Source organism: Pseudomonas sp. FSL R10-0056 (assembly GCF_009600105.1).
GTDB classification, from domain to species: Bacteria; Pseudomonadota; Gammaproteobacteria; order Pseudomonadales; family Pseudomonadaceae; genus Aquipseudomonas; species Aquipseudomonas bubulae.
Genome location: NZ_WIWL01000170.1, coordinates 19,507 through 40,252, shown reverse-complemented (window position 1 = coordinate 40,252; position 20,746 = coordinate 19,507). Strand labels below are relative to the sequence as shown.

The window sequence follows — 20,746 nt, the reverse complement described above, 5'->3', positions numbered from 1 at the left end:
CCGGCTATACGCTTGCACCCCCCATTCCAGCTAGGCCATTTGGACGATGTGCCTGTGACTCACCAGTCCGATTATCGAAGGAAGGTTCTGGACGCCTCGCCGAGGAGGCAGCCAGAGCATCCACGATAATAAAAAGAGGACTGGCTGCATGAACTCTGCCCAGCAACTGAATCGTGCAGCGAGGCATCGACCATGCGCTCAATAATTGGCTATCTGGTTTGCCTGATCGTCGCTGTCACCATCGCGTTTACCTTCTCTCCACGTCATGCCTCCGATGTCGCTTCGGCCCAGTTGCGGCCCGATCGTCTGCAAATCAACGGTATGTTGTATCTGGATAAGCGGGTGGTGGCCGTCGGCGAGCGCGGCAATATTTTGCTCAGCGACGATCAGGGGGGCTCGTGGCAGCCAGCGACGGTCAAGCCGCAGCGTGATCTGACCCTTACCGCACTGGTGGCGCTGCCGGATAAAAGCCTGCTGGCGGTCGGCCATGATGGCTGGATTGTGCGCTCCGAAGATGAAGGCGCCAACTGGTCAGAGGTGCGCTTCGACGGCGAAATCGCCGAGCCTTTGCTGGGCATCTGGAGTGCCGGCGGCAATCGTGTTCTGGCGTTCGGCAGTTTCGGCAAATTTTACCAGTCCGGGGATGACGGTCGCACCTGGCAAGCCCAGCCGCTGGAGGTGGATAGCGCTCACCTCAATGGCATGGATGGCGGAACAGACGGTCGCCGCATGGTGGTCGGCGAGCAAGGGCTGGTGCTGCGCAGCGACGATGGCGGGCACAGCTGGCACAAGCTCGAGCCGTTCTATAACGGCTCGCTGTTTGGTGTGGTACGCCTGAGCCCCGATCGTTGGGTGACCTATGGCATGCGCGGCCATGTGTTTGTCAGTCAGGACTTCGGCCAGACCTGGGAACCGGTAAAAGTCGGCAATCAATTGCCGCTCTACGGCCATGTCCTATTGCCCAACGACGGTGGCCTGCTGATTGTCGGTGCTGGCAGCTCGGTAGTACGCCTGGACGGCAAGGGTGAAATGGTCAGCGCTACGCGCTTGCCGGGGCTGGGTACTTTGACTTCGGCGGTAATGGTGGGCTCACGGCTGCTGGTAGGCGGCGAGCGCGGTGTGTTCCAGGGGACTGATGGCGGTGTTGCTGCCCTTGGAGGTGCCCGGTGAGCAGTGAAAACAGTGTTGTAAATCGCACGGTCGAGCGTATTGCCGACTTGCTGATCGTCTGGCGCAAGAGCCTGTTGGCGCTGTTTGTATTATTGACCCTGGCCCTGAGTTACAGCGCCACACACACGCAACTGGACCCGGGCTTTAACAAGCAGATCCCGGTGCGCAATGCCTTTATGGTCAACTTTCTCAACTTCAGCCAGTACTTCACGGGGGCCAACCGTTTTCTGGTCAGTGTGAAGTGGAAAGGCGAAGGCGATATCTATAACCGCCAGTACCTGGAAACCCTGCGCAAAGTCACGGATGACGTGTTTTTTATCAATGGTGTGAGCCGTGCCAGTGTGACGTCGCTGTTCACCGCCAATGTGCGCTATATCGAAATCACCGAGGACGGTTTTTTCGGCGATGTGGTGATGCCACCGCGCTTTACCGGCACGGCCGAAGACTTGTCCCAGGCCCGCAACAACGTCGCCCGCTCCGGACAGGTCGGGCGTCTGGTGGCCAATGATCTGACCTCGTCGATGGTGCGCGCCGACCTGCAGGACATGGACCCGCAAACCGGCAAATCGGTGTCCTATGCCGAGGTGGCCCAGCGGCTGGAAGATATCCGTGCCAAGTACAGCAATGATGATATCGAGATCAACATCGTCGGCTTCGCCAAGCTGGTGGGGGACGTGGTTGAAGGCCTGACGACGGTCATCGGCTTTTTTGTGATTGCCTTTGTCATCACCGCGTTGATGCTGTGGGTCTATTCACGCTCATGGCGCCTTACGGTGGTTGCGCTGGCCGTGGCGCTGCTGCCGGTGGTCTGGCTGTTGGGGTTGCTGCCGTTGCTGGGGCTGGGGATCGATCCGATGTCGATTCTGGTGCCGTTTCTGATCTTCTCGATCGGCGTGTCCCATGCGGTGCAAATGACCAATGCCTGGAAACAGGATGTACTGGCGGGCAGCTCTGCGGTGCAGGCTGCGCACGGCGCTTTTTGCAAGATCTTCATCCCGGGTTCGCTGGCGTTGCTGATGAACGCCCTGGGTTTCGGCGTCATCATGCTGATCGACATTCCCATCGTGCATGAACTGGGCGTGACCGCATGCATCGGGGTGATGCTGATGATCATCACCAACAAGCTGATGCTGCCGATCATCCTGTCGTATCTCAAGCTTGAGCCGGGGGCGATGGCCCAGGGGCTCAAGGTGCAGGGCAAGCACGCGCTGTGGTGGCGGCTGTCGGCGCTGGCCGAGCCAAAACCGGCGCTGGCGGTGTTTGTGGTCAGCCTGCTGCTGCTCGGTGTCGGTGCCTGGAAGGCCCGGGATCTGGCAGTGGGCGATATCGGCGTGGGTGCGCCGGAGCTGCGCGCCGATTCGCGCTACAACCAGGACAACCAGAAGATCATCAACAGTTATTCGATTGGCCTGGATGTGATGTCGGTGTTCGTGCAGGTCAAGGGCATCGAAGAAGGTTGCCTGGCACCGCAAGTGATGCGCGCCATTGAATCATTCGACTTCCAGATCCGCAGCGTGGCGGGTGTGCAGTCAGTGCAGAGCGTGGCGGGCATGGGTAAAGCCGTGATTGCCGGCAATAACGAAGGCAACCCGCGCTGGTCGGCGATCCCCGGTTCCGAGCGCGGCCTGAGCCAGGGCTCTCGCGCTTACATGCCGGACGACGGCCTGGTGACCGAAGGCTGCCAGCGTATGCAGATCCTGGTGTTCCTCACCGATCACGAAGGGTCGACCGTGAGCCATGTAGTGGACGAAACCCAACGCATCATCGGCGGCTTGCAAGGGCCAAACGTGGAGTTTCTGCTGGCCGGTGGCAACGTGGGGGTGATGGCGGCGTCCAACGAAGCGGTCAAGCAGGCCGAGGTGGTGATGCTCGCGGCGCTGTTCGGTTCGGTGGCGCTGTTCTGCTGGCTGACCTTTGGTTCATTGCGCGCGGTGCTGTGCATTCTGGTGCCGCTGGCCATCGTCGCGATCCTGTGCAACGCCCTGATGGCGACCCTGGGCATCGGCCTGAAAGTCGCGACCCTGCCAGTGATGGCACTGGGTGTGGGGGTGGGAGTCGATTACGGGATCTATCTGTACGAGCGGATTGCCCATGAAATGGCTGACGGCAAGGATCTGCGCACGGCGTTCTACCAGGCCATGTGCCAACGGGGTACGGCGGCGGTGTTTACGGCGCTGACCATGTCCATCGGCGTGTGTACCTGGGCCTTTGCTCCCCTGAAGTTCCAGGCTGATATGGGTGTACTGCTGTCCTTCATGTTTCTCGTCAACGTGCTCGGCGCAATCTTTTTGCTACCGGCGCTGGCGGCCTGGTTCAATTTGGCACGACCGTTGGTCAAGGTCAAAACCCGCCCGGCGCAAGCGACCGCCGGGCATTATCCGCTCAAGCCGAGCGTTGCTGCGAAGGACTCTTCAAACCGCTGAAGCAGACAGCTTGCCGGGCTTGTATGACGGCAGGCATACAGACACACTGAGTCGCTTTTGCACAGCTTTACGGATGTGGTGCAAAGGTTAGCCGCTAGTCATAAGAACAATAAAAAGGGCCGGTCATGAACCTGGCCCGAAGCGAGGATAAGTCCGTGGATACAGTGACCTTGAATCACCAGACCCTGGCCGGTCTGGGGCTTGAACTGGCCGATTACGATCAGATGGTCGGCAGCTTTTATGACGGTGCCCTGGACCCCAAAATAATGGGTCGTACCTTGTGTACCGTGCGTGGCATGTTCCGGGCCAACTACGCAACCCTGATCCTGCGAGTGCCCGATCAGCCCGATCTGGGCTTGATGATCGTTGCCGGAGATATCGAAGGCGAGGGCGAGCTGACCTATCAAACCTATCCGCAAACCAATACCCCCTTTGTCGGGCAGGCGCTGGACCAGGTATTTACCGTCGAAGACCTGATGAGCGAGAGCGAGTGGGTGCAGTCGGCCTATTTCAAGGCCTACTGCGGTCCGCAGAATGTCTATCACGTGATGGGCGCCGACATTTCCACGCCCGATGGCGGCAAGCTGCGGTTTCGCATCACCCGGCCAAAGTCTTCCCCGGCTTTCTCCAGTGCCGAGCGTGCCCTGTGCAGCAGTTTTCTGCCGCATTTGCGCCGCGCCCTGCATCTGCACAACCTGCTCGATCGCAGCGAGTCCATGAGCGAGTTGTACGCCCAGGCCATCAGCCGCCTGTCGGTGGCGACCATCGTGCTCGACGAAACCGGCAAGGTTCTGCGCCTCAACCCGGTGGCCGAAGAAATTCTCAAGAACGCTGATGGACTCAAGTTGGTGGGGGGCAGGCTGGAAGCCACTTACCCCAGCGACAACCGCGAGCTGCAACGCCTGGTCAAGCACGCTTTCAGCCAGGAAGTGCGTGAGGGCGGGGCGACAGCCGATGCGATGTCCGTGACCCGACCTTCGGGTCAGGTCAGCCTGGGGCTGGTGGTCGAGGCCATTCCGTCGCTGGAGTGGGCCGAAGGCAAGAGCAAACCGGCGGCAGTGATCTATATCCGCGACTCGGTAGGCAAATCGCTGGCCAGTGAAGTGGTGACCAAACAACTGTTCAACCTGACCAAGGCCGAGACGGCGCTGGCGATGGAACTGGCCAACGGCTTGTCCCTGGAGGAAGCGGCGGAAAACCTGAATATCCGGCGCAACACCGCGCGGGCGCATTTGCGTTCGATCTTCTCCAAGACCGGTGTGCGCCGCCAGACCGAGCTGGTGAGGATTTTGCTGAACAGCGTGGTCGCGTTGGGAAAGCCCAAGTGCGCCTTGCGAGCGGCTGAGTCCGTGGTGGTGCCGGCGCCACAACTGGCGCGTCCGGTTCGTAAAAGCGCTTAAGGATTTATGCCCGCCGGCGAGGGTGTTTGCGCCACCGCCGGTTTTTCGTCAGCCAGGCCGCCTGCGCCTGCATCATCAAGGAAAGTCTTATGCCAGTTACTGCTGTCAGCGGTTCCGCTTCCGGGATCGGCGCCGCCGTGTGCGCGCAATTACGAGCTGCGGGCCACCGGATAATCGGAATTGACCGTGGCAATGCCGAAGTGGTCGCTGACCTTTCGACCCGTGCCGGGCGCCAGGCGGCAGTGGCGCAGGTGCTTGAGCAATGCGGCGGGGTCCTCGACGGGCTGGTGTGCTGCGCCGGGATCGGGGTGACCGCACCTTCCAGCGGCATCGTGCTGGCGGTTAACTACTTTGGCGTCAGTGAACTGCTTGATGGCCTGGCCGATGCGCTGGCCAAGGGGGAGAACCCGGCTGCACTGGTGATCGGTTCAGTGGCGGCCACCCATTCGGGTGCCGAGCAGGAACCAATGGTTGCCGCGATGCTCGCCGGTGACGAGGCGAAGGCGTTGGAACTGGCCAATGCCCTGGGTCAGACGCACCTGGCCTATGCCGGTTCCAAGTATGCGGTGACCTGTGCCGCACGGCGCAAGGCGGTGCAATGGGCCCCGCAAGGTATCCGTTTGAACGTGGTTGCACCGGGCGCGGTGGAAACCCCGCTGCATCAGGCGGCCAAGGACGATGCGCGGTTTGGCAAGGCCGTACGTGAGTTTGTCGCACCACTGGGGCGCTCGGGCACTCCTGAAGAACTGGCCCGGGTTGTGGCTTTTGTGCAATCGGCGCAGGCCAGTTTCATGACCGGCAGCGTAGTGTTTGTCGACGGCGGCATGGACGCAATGGTGCGTACACAGCGTTTCTGACCGCTAAGGGGCTTTTATGAACAAAGTGGCATTTATTACCGGCGCCAGTCGCGGCATTGGTCGTGCAACCGCGCTGGCCTTTGCCCGTGCAGGTTTTGATCTGGCCATCAGTGCGCGCAGCCTGGACGAAGGTCAAAGCCATGCCCACGGCTTGCGCAACCCGGATGGTACGCCGCTGCCCGGCAGTTTGAATGCCACCGCAGCGGCAATCCGTGAGCTGGGACGCAAGGCGCTGGTGGTGCCCATGGACCTGCTCGACAGTGAGTCGGTAGTGGCCGCCAGCCAGGCTGTGTTTACCGAATATGGCCGGGTGGATGTACTGGTCAACAATGCCATCTACCAGGGCAGCGATCTGAATGTACCGTTTATGCAGTTGCAGCCCGAGACCCTGGAGCGAGTCTTTCAGGGCTATGTGATGACACCGTTCTTGCTGACCCGGGCGGTGGTCAGCCAGATGCTCGAGCAGGGCGGCGGTGTGGTGATCAACGTCACCTCCGGTGCTGGAGAAACCGATCCGCCGGTGGCAGCGGGCAAGGGCGGCTGGGGTTACGCCTATGGTGCGGGCAAGGCGGCAGTGTCGAGGCTGTCGGGCATATTGTCGGTGGAACTGGGGGAGCAGGGGATTCGTGCCTATACCCTCAACCCGGGTGTGGTGACCACTGACGCATTGCGCGCCACCATTGGTGACAAAGGCGTCATTGCCCTGCGTGCAGGCTCTGCGCCGCCAGAGGTACCAGCAGCGGTGATGCTGTGGCTGGCTACCCATGAAGGGGCGGTTGATCACCAGCGCAAGACCATTCACTGCCAGCCGTTTGCCCGTGAACACGGGATTGTCGAGGATTGGCGCTAAGCGCTCCCTCACCCTGACCCTTTCCCAGGGGGAGAGGGGACTGACCGCACGCGGCTCAAAGATCACCGCAAACCAGCTCCCTCTCCCTGCGGGAGAGGGTTGGGGTGAGGGCAGCCCCTCTAGTCCATCTGAACGATGAGCCCACCCCGAACCTCGGTGAAGATCATCGGGTAAAGCGCCCTGGCCCTTAACCTGAGGAATAATAAAAATGACTAAACTCGCACACATCCACGTCGAGAATGCTTTGTCGCCCCGCTATGGTCGCGGCTGGCATTGCCTGGGCGAGGCAGACGAGTACCGTGATGGCAAGCTACATACCCTGAATGTGTTCGGCTCGCGACTGTTGGCATTTGCCACGTCAAAGGGCGAGATCAGTGTGCTCGACGCCCATTGCCCGCATATGGGCGCCGACCTGTCCCAGGGCACTATCGAGAACGACCGTGTGGTCTGCCCCTTTCACCACTGGCAGTACGAAGCCAGCGGCAAGTGTGTCGAGATCCCTTACTGCAAGCGCATTCCGCCCAAGGCCAAAACCCGTGCCTGGCAGACCTGCGAGGTCAACAATCTGCTGTTTGTGTGGAACAACCCTGAAGGCAAGCCGCCCGCCGAAGATGTGGTGATCCCCCATCTACCTGAGCTGGACAGCGATGAGTGGCTGCACAGCTGGCATATGGACAAGCTGATCATCGACACCAACCCGCGCGAGCTGGTCGACAACCTGGTGGACGCCCAGCATTTCGGTCCGGTACATGGCACGCCGACCAAGTACTTCCACAATGTGTTCGAGGGGCATATCGCTCAGCAGATCTTCCATGGCGACTCCGAGCGGCTGGGCGGTGACCTGGTGGCCGAGTCGGCCTATTACGGCCCCGCGACGCACCTGACACGCATGAGCGCGGTGTTTGAAGGGCTGGAAATAAAGTCCATCCTGCTCAATTGCCACGTGCCGATCGGCCCCAACAGCTTTGAACTGCGTTTTGGCTGCATGGTGAAAAAAGTGCCGGGCTGGACCCATGAACAGAACGAAGCGCTGGCCGTGGATTATGTGCAGCGTAACCGCGACTCGTTCTATCAGGACGTTGATATCTGGACGCACAAGGTGCGCATCAACAACCCGGTGCTGGCCGAGGGCGATGGTCCGGTCTATCAGCTACGCGAGTGGTACCAGCAGTTTTTCACCGACGAAGAGGGCGTGCCGGCAAGCATGGCCGAGCGTCGTGAAATCACCACGGTGGATAACCGCTGATTGATTGCCTGAGCCACGGGCCGCGCCGCTGGCGCTGCCTGTCCAGCGGCAAGTTACTGCTGGCTTTTTGATCCGTGCTGCTTAAGATGGCCGTCATCGATACGTCATCGGGCATGGAACAGGGCCAATGCTGAACAAGGACACCATCTCCATTCATCTGGTGCGTGAGGCGCTGCTGCAAAGCTGTGCGCCGGGCAGTGCCACCGATGAAGTGCTGCACAAGGTCGGCATCGCGCGCGAGTTGCTTGACCAGCCGGATGCCCGTGTACCGGCCATGGTCTATGCGCGGATGTGGCGGTTGCTGGCGCGGCGCCTGGACGACGAATTTTTTGGCATGGACCCGCGCAAGTTGCGGGCCGGCAGCCTGGAGTTCATGTGCCGCTCGGCCATGGCGCAGCCAACCCTGGCCCGGGGGCTGGAGGTGGTACTGGGGTTTCTGTCGTTGATGCTGGAGCGTTTGCCTGCACGCCTGGTGCGTCAGCAAAGCGTGGCCGAGATTGTCCTGCACGAGCCTGAGCAACAGGCCAGCCGTGGCTTTACCTACTTTGCCTACTGGATGATCGTGCACGGTGTGGCCTGCTGGCTGGCCGGGCGCAGGATTCCGATTCTGGCCATTGAGCTGCGTTGTGCTGCGCCCGATTACTGCGAAGACTACGAAGTGATGTTCTCCGAGAACCTGCGTTTTGAGCGGCCACGCACGCGGATGATTTTTGCCGCTGATTGCCTGGATGCACCGATCAAGCGCAGCGATCAGGAGTTGAAACGGTTTTTGGCCGAAGCACCGGCCAATATTCTGGTCAAGTACCGCGACCCGCAAAGCCTGGCCAGTCAGATAAAACAGAATCTGCGCCAGTTGCCGGCCGTGCAGTGGCCCGAGACCCAGGGCATGGCGCAGAGTCTGTGCATGTCGGCATCGACCTTGCGCCGTCGCCTGGCGGACGAAGGGCAAACCTTTCAGGGGCTCAAGGACAGCGTGCGCAAGGAGCTGGCAATCGGCTGGCTGGCCGAGCCTGAGCACAGCTATGCCGATATTGCCCAGCGCCTGGGCTTTGCCGATACCAGCTCATTCTACAAGGCCTTTCGCAAATGGTCGGGGACCAACCCCGGGCATTACCGCGGGTTGATTTTGGGCGCGGTTTGAAAACCATTGGCGCCTCTGACTCTTCTGTCCCCTGAAGAGACTCTGTTGCCGATCAAGCCTTTTTGTGGGAGCGAGCCTGCTCGCGAACGACCTTCGCGAGCAGGCTCGCTCCCACAGTCGTCGTATATACGGGCTACAGCGTCCTGATCGAGTTGCTGATCCCGCGGGCGCACTGAATCACTGTAGAGGCCAGTTTTTCTTCGGCTTCTTCCATGCTCCAGCGGCTGCTGGGCACCACCACATGCACCGCCGCGACCGGCAGGCCGTTACTGTTGAAAATCGGCGCGGCAATGGTCATGTCACCCAGAAACATTTCTTCCTTGTTGGTGGCATAACCCTGTTTGCGGCTGATCTGCACCCGTTCAAATATGGCGTCGGCATCGGTAATTGTATGGCGTGTCAGTTCGATCAGCTGGCTGTCTTGCAGCACACCACGGATTTCATCATCTGCCAGGCCACTCAGGTAAGCACGCCCGCCACCTGTGCAGTACATCGGGATACGGCTGCCGATAGGCATATGGATCGGGATAAATTTCGGTGCGACGAAACGTGACACGTAAACCATGTCCAGTCCGTCGGGCTCGGTCAGGTTGACCGTCTCGCCGGTGATCTGGTTGAGCTCGGCCAAGTAGGGGTTTGCCACATCTACCAATATATCGGCGGCCAGATAGTTGTAGCCGATCTCCATAACTTTGGGCGTTAACTGGAAGCGCCGGCTTTGCGGGTGTTTGCGTACATACCCGAGTTCTTCAAGGGTATGCACCATGCGTTGGGCCGAGCTTTTGCTGATGCCTGCCACCAACGCTATATCTGCCAGGGTCATGGTGCGCCGCGCCGCGCCGAAACCGCGAAGTACGGCCAGGCCCTTTTCCAGTGACTGGTTGAAAAGAGGGTTGTTGTTATCGCTCATGGCGCATCCTTGGCTTGTTTCAGGCCTATAAGTATCGATATGCGATACTTATAAATCTCTTTACGATTTAAGTAAATTGGTTATAGTCGATGGCGGCATTTTGCACCAGAGGCTGCAGGGGTTGTTGAGTGCCGTATCGCAACAATAAAAGCGACCACAGGGAGATTCGCTATGCACAAACCTTTTCAAGTGCTGACGCTGGTATGCGCAATGGCTGCCGGGTTGATTGGATCAGCCAGCGCTGTTGCAGAGCCTGTCTATAAGGTCGGGGCGACAGCAACGGGCATCCCGTTCACCTTCCTCGATATCAAGAGCGGGAAAATCCAGGGCATGATGGTCGATGCGGCCGAGGCGGTGGGCAAGGCTGGCGGGTTCGACACCGAGATCCAGCAAACCACCTTTGCGGCTCTGATCCCTTCGTTGACCACCAACAAGATCGACCTGATTTCCGCCGCCATGCTCAAAACCCCAGAGCGTGAAAAGGTTGTGCAGTATTCCGATCCGATTTTCAGCTACGGCGAAGGCCTGATCGTCAAATCTGACGACCCTAAAGAATACAAAACCATGGATGACCTGGCCGGTGAAGTGGTCGGCGCCCAGGTTGGTACGGTCTTTCTCGATGCGCTGAACAAACACGGCGGCTTCAAGGAAGTGCGCAGCTACGACTCCATTCCTGACCTGATGCGGGACCTCAAGCTGGGCCGTATCAAGGCGGCATTCGGTGATCGCCCGATCATCGCCTACCAGTTGGCCCAGGGTAAAAACCCGGACGTAAAACTGTCGAGCACCTATGTGCCGGTGGTGATGGGCGACGTATGCCTGGTGATGCGCCAGGGCGATGCCGAGAAGCTGGCGCAGGTCAACAAGGGCATTGCCGCCATCAAGGCCGACGGCTCGCTGCAACGCATCATCGAGAAGTGGCAACTGAACTGATGATCCTGTGGCCCCCGTGTTGCGGCGGGTCACTTCTTGTAGCGGTGCGCAGGTAGTTTATGTTTCTCCAGGACGCGTTGGACTTTCTTCCAATTCTGCTCAAAGGCGCAGTGGTCACTGTGCAGGTCACTGCAGGTTCGTTCCTGCTCAGTTCAGTGATTGGCTTGCTGTTTGCGCTGATGATGGTTTCCAAGATTCGCGCCATCGCCTTGTTCGCCATCGGCGTGGTCAATGTGATTCGCGGGCTGCCGATCATCGTGCAGCTGTTTTATATCTATTTTGTGTTGCCCGACTTCGGTATCCAGCTCAGCGCCATGCAGGCGGGCGTGATCGGTCTGGGCATTGCCTATTCAGCCTATCAGGCCGAGAACTTTCGGGCGGGGATCCAGGCCATCGACCTGGGCCAGATCGAAGCCGCCGAGTCGTTTGGCATGCGCGGTCTGCTGATCATGCGCCGGATTGTGCTGCCCCAGGCATTTCGCATTGCCTTGCCGCCCTATGGCAACACGCTGGTGATGATGCTCAAGGACTCCTCGCTGGTGTCGACCATCACCGTGGCGGAAATGACCCGCCAAGGGCAACTGATTGCGTCTTCGACCTTTGAAAACATGACGGTCTACACCCTGGTTGCGTTGCTCTATCTGTCGATGAGCTTGCCGCTGTCCTATGGCTTGCGTCGTCTGGAAGGCCGCTTTGCGCTGCGGAGGCGTACATGAAAGCACCCTCGAAATTGATCTTGCCACCTTCCCTCTGGTCCGCTACGGCGCGCCCCGCGGCTCTGACCCAGGCACTGGCGGAAAACAAGCGGGTGGACGTGGCGATTGTCGGTGCCGGGTACACGGGGCTGGTGACTGCACTGCGCCTGGCAGAGTCGGGTGTCAGTGTCTGTGTGCTGGATGCGGGTGAGCCGGGTTGGGGCGCTTCGGGGCGCAACGGCGGGCAGGTCATCCCCGGCCTCAAATACGACCCCGATCAGTTGCTTGAGCGTTTTGGCGCTGAGCGTGGCGAGAAAATTATCGAAGCCTGCGGCGGTGCCGCAGATGAAGTGTTTTCGCTGATTCGCGAATACGGCATTGCGTGTGATGCCACGCGCAAGGGCTGGATTCAGCCGGCCTTTTCCAGCGCGACGATGAAGACTCTGGAGGGTCGTGCCCGCCAGTGGCAACAGCGCGGTGTAGCCGCCGAGTTGCTGGACAGTGACAGCGTATGCCAGCGCATCGGTACGCACAATTACGTGGGTGGCTGGGTTGACCCGCGGGCTGGCAGTTTGCATCCGCTTAACTATGCTCGCGGCCTGGCCAGGTCGGCACTGGGGCGTGGCGTGATGATTCACAGCGATAGCCAGGTGACGGACTTGCGCCGCATCGGCACGCAGTGGCAACTGACCACCGCACAAGGTCATAGCGTGACGGCCGAGCGTGTGGTGCTGGCTACCAATGGCTATACCGATGGCTTGTGGCCAGGGCTGCGGCAAACCGTGCTGGCGGCCAACAGTTTCCTGATTGCCACCCGACCACTGTCGCCGGAGCTGCGCAAAACCATTTTGCCGGGCGGGGAAGTGTGCTCCGATGCGCGGCGCCTGCTGCTGTACTTCAAGCAGGATGCCCAGGGGCGTGTACTGCTGGGTGGGCGCGGGCCGTTTGCCGAACCGCGGCGTGCCGAAGACTGGGCACACCTTGAGCGCTCATTGATCAGCGTGTTTCCGCAGTTGGCAGGCGTGGCGATCGAATACCGCTGGAGCGGGCGTGTGGCGCTCAATCATAGTGTGTTGCCACAGTTGCATGAGCCGCAGCCAGGCCTGTCGATCCTGATGGGCTACAACGGCCGCGGCATTGCGATGGCGACAACCTTGGGCAAGCATCTGGCGGCGCGAGTTTCGGGGGCCAGCAATGACTTCCCGTTCCCTGTCACGCCGATGCGCAGAATTCCCTTCCACAGCTTGCAGCGCCTGTATGTGGCGGCGGGTATCAGCTACTACCGGTTGCTGGATGCCCTGAACGGGTAAAAGCAGGGGCAAGCGTCAACAGCCTTGGCGCTTGCCGCTGATCTTCAATCCGCCTTGATCGTTGATACATCCTCGGCCCTGACCTTTATGTGCTTGCCTGCTATATCGACGAACTCATAGAAGCCATCCTTGTTGGTGGTAGTGGGCAGGTCCTTGGTCAGGTATTGCGTGCCGTTTTGCAGGGTCACAACGCTCGGGGTCGCGCAGCCTGCCAGGCCCAGCAAGGCCACTATCAGCAGGGGTAAACCGGTAACCTTGATCTTCATGCATGTACCTTGAGCTGTTCGCAAGTTGGAGATGGGTCGCGCCGAGGTTGTTCGAGCAGCCAGCGCTGGAAAGTCAGTGTGGCATCTGACAGCGTTTTTTGCCGAGAGTGCGCCGGATGATCGGCATTTGTGCTGAAAAATTCAACCGCGCCGCCACCGCGCCGTGATCCCGGTGCGGGTGGATCAGATCAGGTCGGGCACGCCCTGGAGCCATTATTGAGGTCCTGTTTGTCGACGCGACTGAGCAGGCTGGCCTTGCCGTCTTTCCAGGTCAGGGTCAACACATACAACGAGTCAAAGTCGCCACCGGACCAGTCTTCGGTCAACGAGGTCTTCTTGCCCAGCGCCTGACTGGCGACGCTATTGATCAGTTCCGGCAAGTAGCCATGGGACCAGGCGGTGTAGATCGTTGAGCTGTGATACTGGTCGTCGGTCAGCTCTTTGGCCAGTTGGCGGGTATCGTTGGCCGAATACTCCAGATTGATCGGCAAGCCCAGTTTGATGGCGCTCGGGTTGATGGTCATCAACGGCCGTACGTAGCTGTAGGCATCATCATTGGCGCCTTCTTCAACCTGGCGCGAAGGGTTGGCTGCAAACACGTAGTCAGCCTTGCCATAGCGCTGAGGCAACAGGGTGGCCAGGTCAATCGCGCGGTTCAGTCCCTGGCAGGTGAGCTGGCCGAGGCCATCGGCGGGTTTTTCCGCATGGCGCAAAAACACCAGGGTTTGCACACCGTCTACCGGCTGGGCAAAGACGTCATCCGCATGTACCGCCAGCGCAACAGCGCCGGCAATCAGTAACAGCGGGATAGCCGCCAATGCATAGGGCTTGAGTCGAGGTTTAATCCAAACAGACTGGGTCATGGGATTCTTCTGCATACATCTGTTAAGGCTGACTGGCCTGGCACAGTGGGCATGGCAGCCCCTGTGTTGATCCTTGTCATTACTGCAAACCTGAGCCTCTTATCCTTGGCAGAAGCGTTTATTAGATGCCTTTTTCACAATTGGTTCGATTTTACCTGCGCTAGATCGGTAATTGTCCTGCAGGGTGAATGCTATGGTGGCTTTTTTGTATGACAAAATCGTTCACTCTTTAGTCTGGTATTCCTACAGAGGCTTGCGCCATGCTTCCAGCGCCACTGCGAAAACCGAGCAATCCCGTGCATCTTCGAGTACGTGCCTGGCGCGGCCGGGTAGGGCTGGCCATGGTGGCGAGCCTGTCGGTGCTGGCGGGCATGACGGACGCCATCGGCTTTTTGGCCACCGGTGATTTTGTCTCATTTATGAGCGGCAATACCACGCGTCTGGCGGTGGCCGTCGGTGACGGTGACCTGCAGATGGCGTTGCGCCTGCTGCTTGCGGTACTGGCGTTTATTGTCGGTAACGCCCTGGGGGTATTGCTGGGGCGCTGGGGCGGACGGCGCGCTTTACCCTTGATGCTGGTGATTGCGGGGTTGTTGTGTGCAGCAGCTTTGCTGCCGTTTGCCAGCCAGGTGCCGGCGTTGCTGGCAGCCATCGTGGCAATGGGCATGCTCAATGCTGCGGTGGAGCAGGTCAATGGCCTGCCGGTGGGCCTGACCTACGTGACCGGGGCATTGTCGCGTTTTGGTCGCGGGCTGGGCCGCTGGCTGCTGGGTGAGCGGCGCAGTGGCTGGCGCGTGCAACTGGTGCCCTGGACCGGGATGTTGCTGGGTGCAGTGCTGGGTGCCTTGCTGGAGGCGCAGTTCGGCCTCCAGGCCCTGCTGTTCAGCGCCGGTTTTGCGGCTGTTTTGGGCGTGTTGTCGTTGCGCATACCTCGTCGTTGGCAACGGGATTACATGCCGCGTTAATCCCTCGTTTTGCTTGACCCGGGCTGCGCGTAAACTGGCGCAGCCCGGCTGCATGCCCAGCCCTACGAACAGGAGTCGTTGTGTCCAAGTCAGTCGATGACAATTCATCCCTTGCGCCATTTTCCATCGAAAGCCCGGCACCGCTATATGCCCGGGTCAAACAGGCCATAACGCAAAAAATCCGTTCAGGGGCCTGGCTGCCCAATGCCAAGTTGCCGTCTGAGAGTGAACTGCTTGCCCAGCTGGGGGTGAGTCGCATGACCATCAATCGCGCATTGCGTGAGCTGACCATCGAAGGGCTGCTGGTGCGCATGCAAGGGGTGGGCACCTTCGTCGCCGTGCCCAAGGGCAGTGCGGCGTTGTTCGAGATTCGCAATATCGCCCAGGAAATCGCTGATCGTGGCCATGTGCACCGCTGCGAAGTGATTGTGCTCGAAGAGGTCCCGGCCAAGACCACGCCGGTGTTGCCCTTTGCCCTGGACGGGGTCAAACGCTTATTCCACTCTCTGATGGTGCACTACGAAAACGAGGTGCCGGTGCAGATCGAGGAGCGCTATATCAATGCCGAGATCGCCCCTGAGTACCTGCAACAGGACTTCACCCGCACCACAGCCTATGCCTACCTGATGAACCTGGCGCCACTGACCGGCGGCGAACATGAGGTGGAGGCGATTCATGCTACTTCCGCGCAATGCCGCCTGTTGAACGTAAAGCGCAACGAGCCATGCCTGCTGATTCGCCGCCGGACCTGGGCTGCACAGGGGTTGGTGGGGTGTGCCCGGCTGGTCTATCCGGGTTCGCGCTATCGCCTGCAAGGGCAGTGCGGTAACTGAGTACTCGCGGGTGGCCCCGTGTTACTCGCGTTACTTTTGGTGCGTTTTTGTTACCTTCCCGCCTGTTTATGCCCAAAGTTGCGGCAGTTTTTTGCATTTTTTCTGTGCGCTCATATTCCGTAATAAAAAGTTCTTATTTTTTAACTATCTGATTTAAATAGCTATTTATCTTGGTTTTGTACGTTCCTGGTTGATCTCGTTCAGGTGTTGGCCCTTCACTTGCATTCACTTGTACATACAGGTTGGTATAAGTGTGCACCTTTGTGCCGCTTGAGCATTTGAGGATGTGAAAATGAACGACAGTCCGTTTACCCGACAACTGCAAGGTGTGCGTGTGCTGGATGTCAGCCGCGTGCTGGCCGGGCCGCATTGCACCGCGATGCTGGCTGATCTGGGGGCCGACGTCATCAAGTTCGAAGTGCCCGAGGAGGGCGATGACGCCCGCCATCTGGGCCCGTTTCTGGACGGCGAAAGTGTCTACTTCGGGCTGATCAATCGCGGCAAACGCAGCGTTGAAATCGATTTCAAAAACCCGGCCGACCGCCAGCGTTTCTACGAACTGGTGGCCGATGCCGATGTCGTGGTCGAGAACTTCCGCCCCGGTGTCACTCAACGCCTGGGCATCGATTTCGACAGCCTCAAGCAGCACAACCCGCGGCTGATCTACGCCAGCATCTCCGGTTTCGGCCAGCAAGGCCCGCTGTCCAGTCGCCCGGCTTATGACATCGTCGCGCAGGCCATGTCCGGGCTGATGAGCGTTACCGGTTTCGCCGCTACCGGGCCGACCCGCAGCGGCGAGGCCATCGGCGATCTGTGTGCCGGGGTGTATGCAGCCTGGGCAATCAGCTCGGCGCTGTTTGCCCGCGAGCGGCATGCCCCGGGGGCCCAGTACATCGATGTGGCCATGTTCGACGTGTTGTTCAGCCTGCAGATGACCGGTCTGTCCAACCTGTATGCAAACGGTGTGGCGCCGGGGCTGGTGGGTAACCGGCATCCGGTATCGACGCCGTTTGATAGCTATCGCGCGGCAGACGGTCAGGTGGTGATTGCAGTGGCCAGCAATCGCTTGTTCGAGCGCCTGTGCCAATGCATGGGCCAGCCGGAGCTGGCCACCGATGCGCGCTTTGTCAACGATACCCAGCGCACCCTGAATGAGCCGGCGTTACGCGCTGTTATCGAGGCCTGGACCACACAGCACAAGGTTGAACAGTTATGCGACGGCCTGCTCGATGCCGGAGTGCCGTCTTCACCGGTGTGGGATCTGGCCCAGGCTGCGGGCAGTGAACATGCCCGTGTACGCCAGTTGCAGTTCCAGCCCGAGGGCAGCGTATTGCCGCTGGTGCCGCAACCGGTGTTCTTCAATGGCCGTAAACCCCACGCCATCACCATTGCCCCCCGATTGGGCGCAGACAACGCCGCATTTGGCTTGAACAAAGCAGGAGAGAAAGCATGAACTTTGAAATGAGCGCAGAGGAAATGGCCGTAGTTGAAAGTGCCGAGCAAGTGGCGCGTGAGGTAATTCAGCCGCTGGCCCAGCACTACGATGAAACCGAAACTTTTTGCCTGGCCAGCATCCGGGCGTTGAGCGATCTGGGTTGCATGGGCGTCAACCTGCCAGAACAATATGGCGGCCTGGGCATTGGTAGCCTGGCGATGAGCCGCGTGGTGGAAGCAGTAGCGGGTGCCTGTGCCTCTACCGCTTCGGCCATGACTGCGCATTTTCTGGCCACGGACTCGATCCTGCTGGGCGGCACCGAGGAACAGAAACATGAGTGGCTGCCACGGGCAGCCAGCGGCGAATTGCTCGGTGCCTTTGCCCTGACCGAGCCTGCGGCGGGTTCCAACCCGGCGGATATGCGCAGCCGCGCCGTACGTGAAGAAGGTGGTTGGCGGGTGCGCGGCAACAAGCACTACATCACCAATGCCAGGGAAGCCGATTTTATTGTGCTCTACGTCAAGACCGACGCAGATGCAGGTCACAAGGGCATCAGTGCCTTTATGGTGCCCCGGGGCACGGCGGGCATCAGCTTCTCCAGTCCGGAAAAAACCATGGGCCTGCGTGGCAGTACCATCTATGAACTGGCGCTGGACTGCTGGCTGCCCGAATCGGCACTGCTCGGCGTAGAAGGCCAGGGGTTCAACACGGCCATGGCGGTGCTGGACCGTGGGCGGGTGGAAGTGGCAGCCATGTCGCTGGGGATTGCCAATGCCGCCCTGCAAGCCAGCCTGAGCTGGGTGCGTGAACGGCAGATCGGGCCCAAACCGCTGGCCGCTTATCAGGGCACGCAATGGCGCCTGGCTGATATGTATGCGCAGCTCGAAAGCGCGCGCATGCTGACCATGAAAGCTGCTGCCCGGCGTGACAGCGGCGAGCGTTTCAGCCTCGACTCGGCCACCGCCAAACTGGTCGCTGCCGAATGCGCCGGGTTTATCACCGATGCTGCACTGCAACTGCACGGTGGCTATGGCTACAGTCGGGATTTGCCGCTGGAGCGCTATGTTCGTGATGCACGGATCTTGCGGATTTTTGAAGGCACCTCCGAGGTACAAAAAATCATTATCTCCCGTGCCCTGCTCGACGCAGCCAGATAATCCGCCGGCCAAGGATTGGAAAAGTCTTTCCCAAAACAACACGGCGCACCCCGGGTGCCAGCCTGAAGGAACTGCTTATGTCCACGCTCAACCAAGATTCACCGCGGGCCTCGCTGGTCGAACAGCGCTCTATCGATTACATCCCTGAGTCAGAGCGCCATGGGCGTCTGTTCAGCCAGTTCACCTTGTGGTTCGGGGCCAACCTGCAAGTCACTGCGATTGTCACCGGAGCCCTGGCCGTGGTGCTGGGAGGGGACGTGTTCTGGTCGCTGATCGGCCTGCTGATTGGGCAAGTGCTGGGCGGCACCATCATGGCGTTGCATGCGGCGCAGGGGCCCAAGCTGGGCCTGCCGCAGATGATCTCCAGCCGGGTGCAATTCGGCGTCTATGGCGCCGTGATCCCGATTGTGCTGGTGTGCCTGATGTATGTCGGTTTCTCGGCCAGCGGCTCGGTGCTGGCCGGGCAGGCGGTGGGGCAACTGGTGGGGGTGAGTGACTCGTGGGGCATCCTGATTTTTGCTGCCCTGATCGTGCTGCTGACCATTCTGGGCTATCGCACCATTCACATGATCGGCCGTGTGGCGAGCGTGGTCGGCGTGCTGGCGTTTTTCTACCTGTTCTACACCCTGATTGCTCAGAATGACATTGGCCTGTTGCTGAGCAATAAACACTTTTCCCTGAGCAGTTTTCTGTTGGCGATATCGTTGTCAGCCTCCTGGCAGATCGCGTTCGGGCCTTATGTGGCGGACTACTCGCGTTACCTGCCGTCCAGCACCTCGTCGCTGAAAACTTTTCTGGCAGTGGGGCTGGGCTCTGTCGTCGGCTCGCAAATATCGATGGTTTTCGGTGTGTTTGTGGCTGCCCTGGCCGGTAGCCAGTTTGCCGGGCATGAGGTGGCCTACATCGTCGGCATGGGGGCGAGCGGGGCGATGGCGGCGCTGCTGTATTTTTGCGTGGTGTTCGGCAAGGTGACCATCACTACGCTCAATGCCTACGGCAGTTTCATGTCCCTGGCCACCATCGTCAGCGGCTTTCGCGGCAACCATGAAATCTCCAAGACCTTACGCCTGTTTTACATCCTGCTGATGGTAGGTTTTGCCACTGCTCTGGCCTTGCTTGGGCAGCATTCGTTCCTCAAGGATTTTTCGGCGTTTATTCTGTTTTTACTGGCTTTTTTTACGCCGTGGAGCGCGATCAACCTGGTGGACTTTTACCTCATCAGTAAAGAGCGCTATGACGTACCGGCGCTGTCTAACCCGAATGGCCGATACGGGCGCTGGAACCTGCGCGGTATTCTGGTCTACGCCTTCGGAGTGGTGGTGCAGTTGCCGTTTATCGCCACCAGCTTTTACACCGGGCCTCTGGTGGAACACCTGGGGGGGACTGATATTTCCTGGATCATCGGCCTGACGCTGCCAGCGCTGGTGTACTACTTCGTGGCACGCAACTCGGGGCAGTCGGTGCCGGATCAACTGATTTTGCCTGTTGAGCCCGCGACGGTTTAAGAGGTTTCCAATCAAGTAGCCATAGAGGGAGCAACAATGAAGGTGCTGGCCTGTATCAAACGAGTGGTCGATTACAACGTTAAAGTGCGCGTCAAAGCGGACAACTCCGGCGTTGACCTCGCCAACGTCAAGATGTCGATGAACCCCTTCTGCGAAATCGCCGTGGAAGAAGCCGTACGCCTTAAAGAGAAGGGCGTTGCGACTGAAATCGTCGTCGTCTCCATCGGCCCGACCACTGCTCAGGAACAGCTGCGTACCGCGCTGGCGCTGGGTGCTGATCGCGCCATTCTCGTCGAGTCCGCCGAAGATCTGACCTCGCTGGCCGTGGCCAAGCTGCTCAAGGCCGTTGTCGACAAGGAACAGCCACAGCTGGTGATCCTGGGTAAACAAGCCATCGACAGCGACAACAACCAGACTGGCCAGATGCTGGCTGCGTTGACCGGTTTCGGTCAGGGCACGTTCGCGTCCAAGGTTGAAGTGGCAGGTGACAAGGTTGCCGTGACCCGTGAAGTAGACGGCGGCGCGCAAACTGTTTCGCTGAAATTGCCGGCGATCATCACCACCGACCTGCGTTTGAACGAGCCGCGTTATGCGTCCCTGCCAAACATCATGAAAGCCAAGAAAAAGCCGCTTGAAGTACTGACGCCAGACGCGTTGGGTGTTTCGACTGCTTCGACCCACTCGACCCTGAAAGTGGAAGCCCCGGCTGCACGCAGCGCGGGTATCAAGGTCAAGTCGGTGGCTGAACTGGTCGAGAAACTGAAAAACGAAGCGAAGGTAATCTAAT

General features: G+C 59.7%; 19 protein-coding genes. 16 read left to right on the top strand and 3 right to left on the bottom strand.

Annotation, left to right across the window (positions count from 1 at the left end; genetic code table 11):
- The first annotated feature begins 192 nt into the window (after positions 1-192).
- From GHO42_RS09910 to GHO42_RS09880, 7 genes are all read left to right on the top strand, one after another.
- Positions 193-1,170 carry a YCF48-related protein gene (locus GHO42_RS09910; protein ID WP_153326682.1) on the top strand — a complete coding sequence of 326 codons (978 nt, stop codon included), beginning with the start codon at positions 193-195 and terminating at the stop codon, positions 1,168-1,170.
- On the top strand, positions 1,167-3,593 hold the full coding sequence (locus tag GHO42_RS09905; protein ID WP_178126941.1) for an RND family transporter: 2,427 nt from the start codon (positions 1,167-1,169) through the stop codon (positions 3,591-3,593). Before GHO42_RS09910 ends, GHO42_RS09905 begins: the two co-directional genes overlap by 4 nt.
- A gap of 155 nt (positions 3,594-3,748) precedes the next feature.
- On the top strand, positions 3,749-4,993 hold the full coding sequence (locus GHO42_RS09900) for a helix-turn-helix transcriptional regulator (protein WP_370688638.1): 1,245 nt from the start codon (positions 3,749-3,751) through the stop codon (positions 4,991-4,993).
- A gap of 89 nt (positions 4,994-5,082) precedes the next feature.
- Positions 5,083-5,850 (top strand): SDR family oxidoreductase, encoded by a 768-nt coding sequence (locus tag GHO42_RS09895; RefSeq protein WP_095020701.1) that lies wholly within the window; start codon positions 5,083-5,085, stop codon positions 5,848-5,850.
- 16 nt (positions 5,851-5,866) lie between these two features.
- Complete coding sequence (locus tag GHO42_RS09890) at positions 5,867-6,700, top strand: SDR family NAD(P)-dependent oxidoreductase (RefSeq protein WP_153326680.1); 834 nt, start codon at positions 5,867-5,869, stop codon at positions 6,698-6,700.
- A gap of 208 nt (positions 6,701-6,908) precedes the next feature.
- Positions 6,909-7,946: a Rieske 2Fe-2S domain-containing protein gene (locus GHO42_RS09885; RefSeq protein WP_095003331.1), complete on the top strand. Its 1,038-nt coding sequence runs from the start codon at positions 6,909-6,911 to the stop codon at positions 7,944-7,946.
- 127 nt (positions 7,947-8,073) lie between these two features.
- Complete coding sequence (locus GHO42_RS09880) at positions 8,074-9,087, top strand: AraC family transcriptional regulator (protein ID WP_095018694.1); 1,014 nt, start codon at positions 8,074-8,076, stop codon at positions 9,085-9,087.
- A gap of 133 nt (positions 9,088-9,220) precedes the next feature.
- Here the strand turns inward: GHO42_RS09880 and GHO42_RS09875 are convergent, their stop codons facing one another.
- Complete coding sequence (locus GHO42_RS09875; RefSeq protein WP_095003333.1) at positions 9,221-9,997, bottom strand: IclR family transcriptional regulator; 777 nt, start codon at positions 9,995-9,997, stop codon at positions 9,221-9,223.
- Between the two features lie 171 nt (positions 9,998-10,168).
- On the opposite strand from GHO42_RS09875, the gene GHO42_RS09870 reads away from it, so the two are divergent.
- Genes GHO42_RS09870 through GHO42_RS09860 form a run of 3 tightly spaced genes read left to right on the top strand, consistent with a single transcriptional unit; the run spans position 10,169 to position 12,935 of the window.
- Positions 10,169-10,930 carry an ABC transporter substrate-binding protein gene (locus GHO42_RS09870; protein ID WP_095018695.1) on the top strand — a complete coding sequence of 254 codons (762 nt, stop codon included), beginning with the start codon at positions 10,169-10,171 and terminating at the stop codon, positions 10,928-10,930.
- Positions 10,931-10,989: 59 nt separating this feature from the next.
- The gene (locus GHO42_RS09865) at positions 10,990-11,646 is read left to right on the top strand and encodes an amino acid ABC transporter permease (RefSeq protein ID WP_095003335.1); all 657 of its coding nucleotides are present in this window, start codon (positions 10,990-10,992) and stop codon (positions 11,644-11,646) included.
- Positions 11,643-12,935, top strand: coding sequence for an FAD-binding oxidoreductase (locus GHO42_RS09860; protein ID WP_095018696.1), 1,293 nt, complete (start codon positions 11,643-11,645; stop codon positions 12,933-12,935). The genes GHO42_RS09865 and GHO42_RS09860 overlap by 4 nt, the downstream gene beginning before the upstream one ends.
- 44 nt (positions 12,936-12,979) lie before the next feature.
- Here GHO42_RS09860 and GHO42_RS09855 read toward each other — a convergent pair whose 3' ends face one another.
- Both GHO42_RS09855 and GHO42_RS09850 read right to left on the bottom strand, forming a co-directional pair.
- Positions 12,980-13,201 (bottom strand): YgdI/YgdR family lipoprotein, encoded by a 222-nt coding sequence (locus GHO42_RS09855; RefSeq protein WP_095003337.1) that lies wholly within the window; start codon positions 13,199-13,201, stop codon positions 12,980-12,982.
- 188 nt (positions 13,202-13,389) lie between these two features.
- Positions 13,390-14,064: a histidine phosphatase family protein gene (locus GHO42_RS09850; RefSeq protein WP_095003338.1), complete on the bottom strand. Its 675-nt coding sequence runs from the start codon at positions 14,062-14,064 to the stop codon at positions 13,390-13,392.
- Between the two features lie 260 nt (positions 14,065-14,324).
- On the opposite strand from GHO42_RS09850, the gene GHO42_RS09845 reads away from it, so the two are divergent.
- The 6 genes from GHO42_RS09845 (at position 14,325) to GHO42_RS09820 (ending at position 20,745) form a co-directional block, all read left to right on the top strand.
- Positions 14,325-15,029 (top strand): YoaK family protein, encoded by a 705-nt coding sequence (locus tag GHO42_RS09845; protein WP_095003339.1) that lies wholly within the window; start codon positions 14,325-14,327, stop codon positions 15,027-15,029.
- 80 nt (positions 15,030-15,109) lie between these two features.
- The gene (gene hutC / locus GHO42_RS09840; RefSeq protein ID WP_095018697.1) at positions 15,110-15,862 is read left to right on the top strand and encodes a histidine utilization repressor; all 753 of its coding nucleotides are present in this window, start codon (positions 15,110-15,112) and stop codon (positions 15,860-15,862) included.
- 292 nt (positions 15,863-16,154) lie between these two features.
- Positions 16,155-17,315 carry a CaiB/BaiF CoA-transferase family protein gene (locus GHO42_RS09835; RefSeq protein ID WP_095018698.1) on the top strand — a complete coding sequence of 387 codons (1,161 nt, stop codon included), beginning with the start codon at positions 16,155-16,157 and terminating at the stop codon, positions 17,313-17,315.
- The gene (locus GHO42_RS09830) at positions 17,312-18,454 is read left to right on the top strand and encodes an acyl-CoA dehydrogenase family protein (protein WP_095026677.1); all 1,143 of its coding nucleotides are present in this window, start codon (positions 17,312-17,314) and stop codon (positions 18,452-18,454) included. The genes GHO42_RS09835 and GHO42_RS09830 overlap by 4 nt, the downstream gene beginning before the upstream one ends.
- Positions 18,455-18,531: 77 nt before the next feature.
- Entirely contained in the window at positions 18,532-19,959 is a 1,428-nt protein-coding gene (locus GHO42_RS09825; protein WP_133145056.1) for a cytosine permease, read from the top strand.
- A 36-nt stretch (positions 19,960-19,995) separates the two neighbouring features.
- On the top strand, positions 19,996-20,745 hold the full coding sequence (locus GHO42_RS09820; protein WP_133145057.1) for an electron transfer flavoprotein subunit beta/FixA family protein: 750 nt from the start codon (positions 19,996-19,998) through the stop codon (positions 20,743-20,745).
- The last annotated feature ends 1 nt before the right edge of the window (position 20,746 follow it).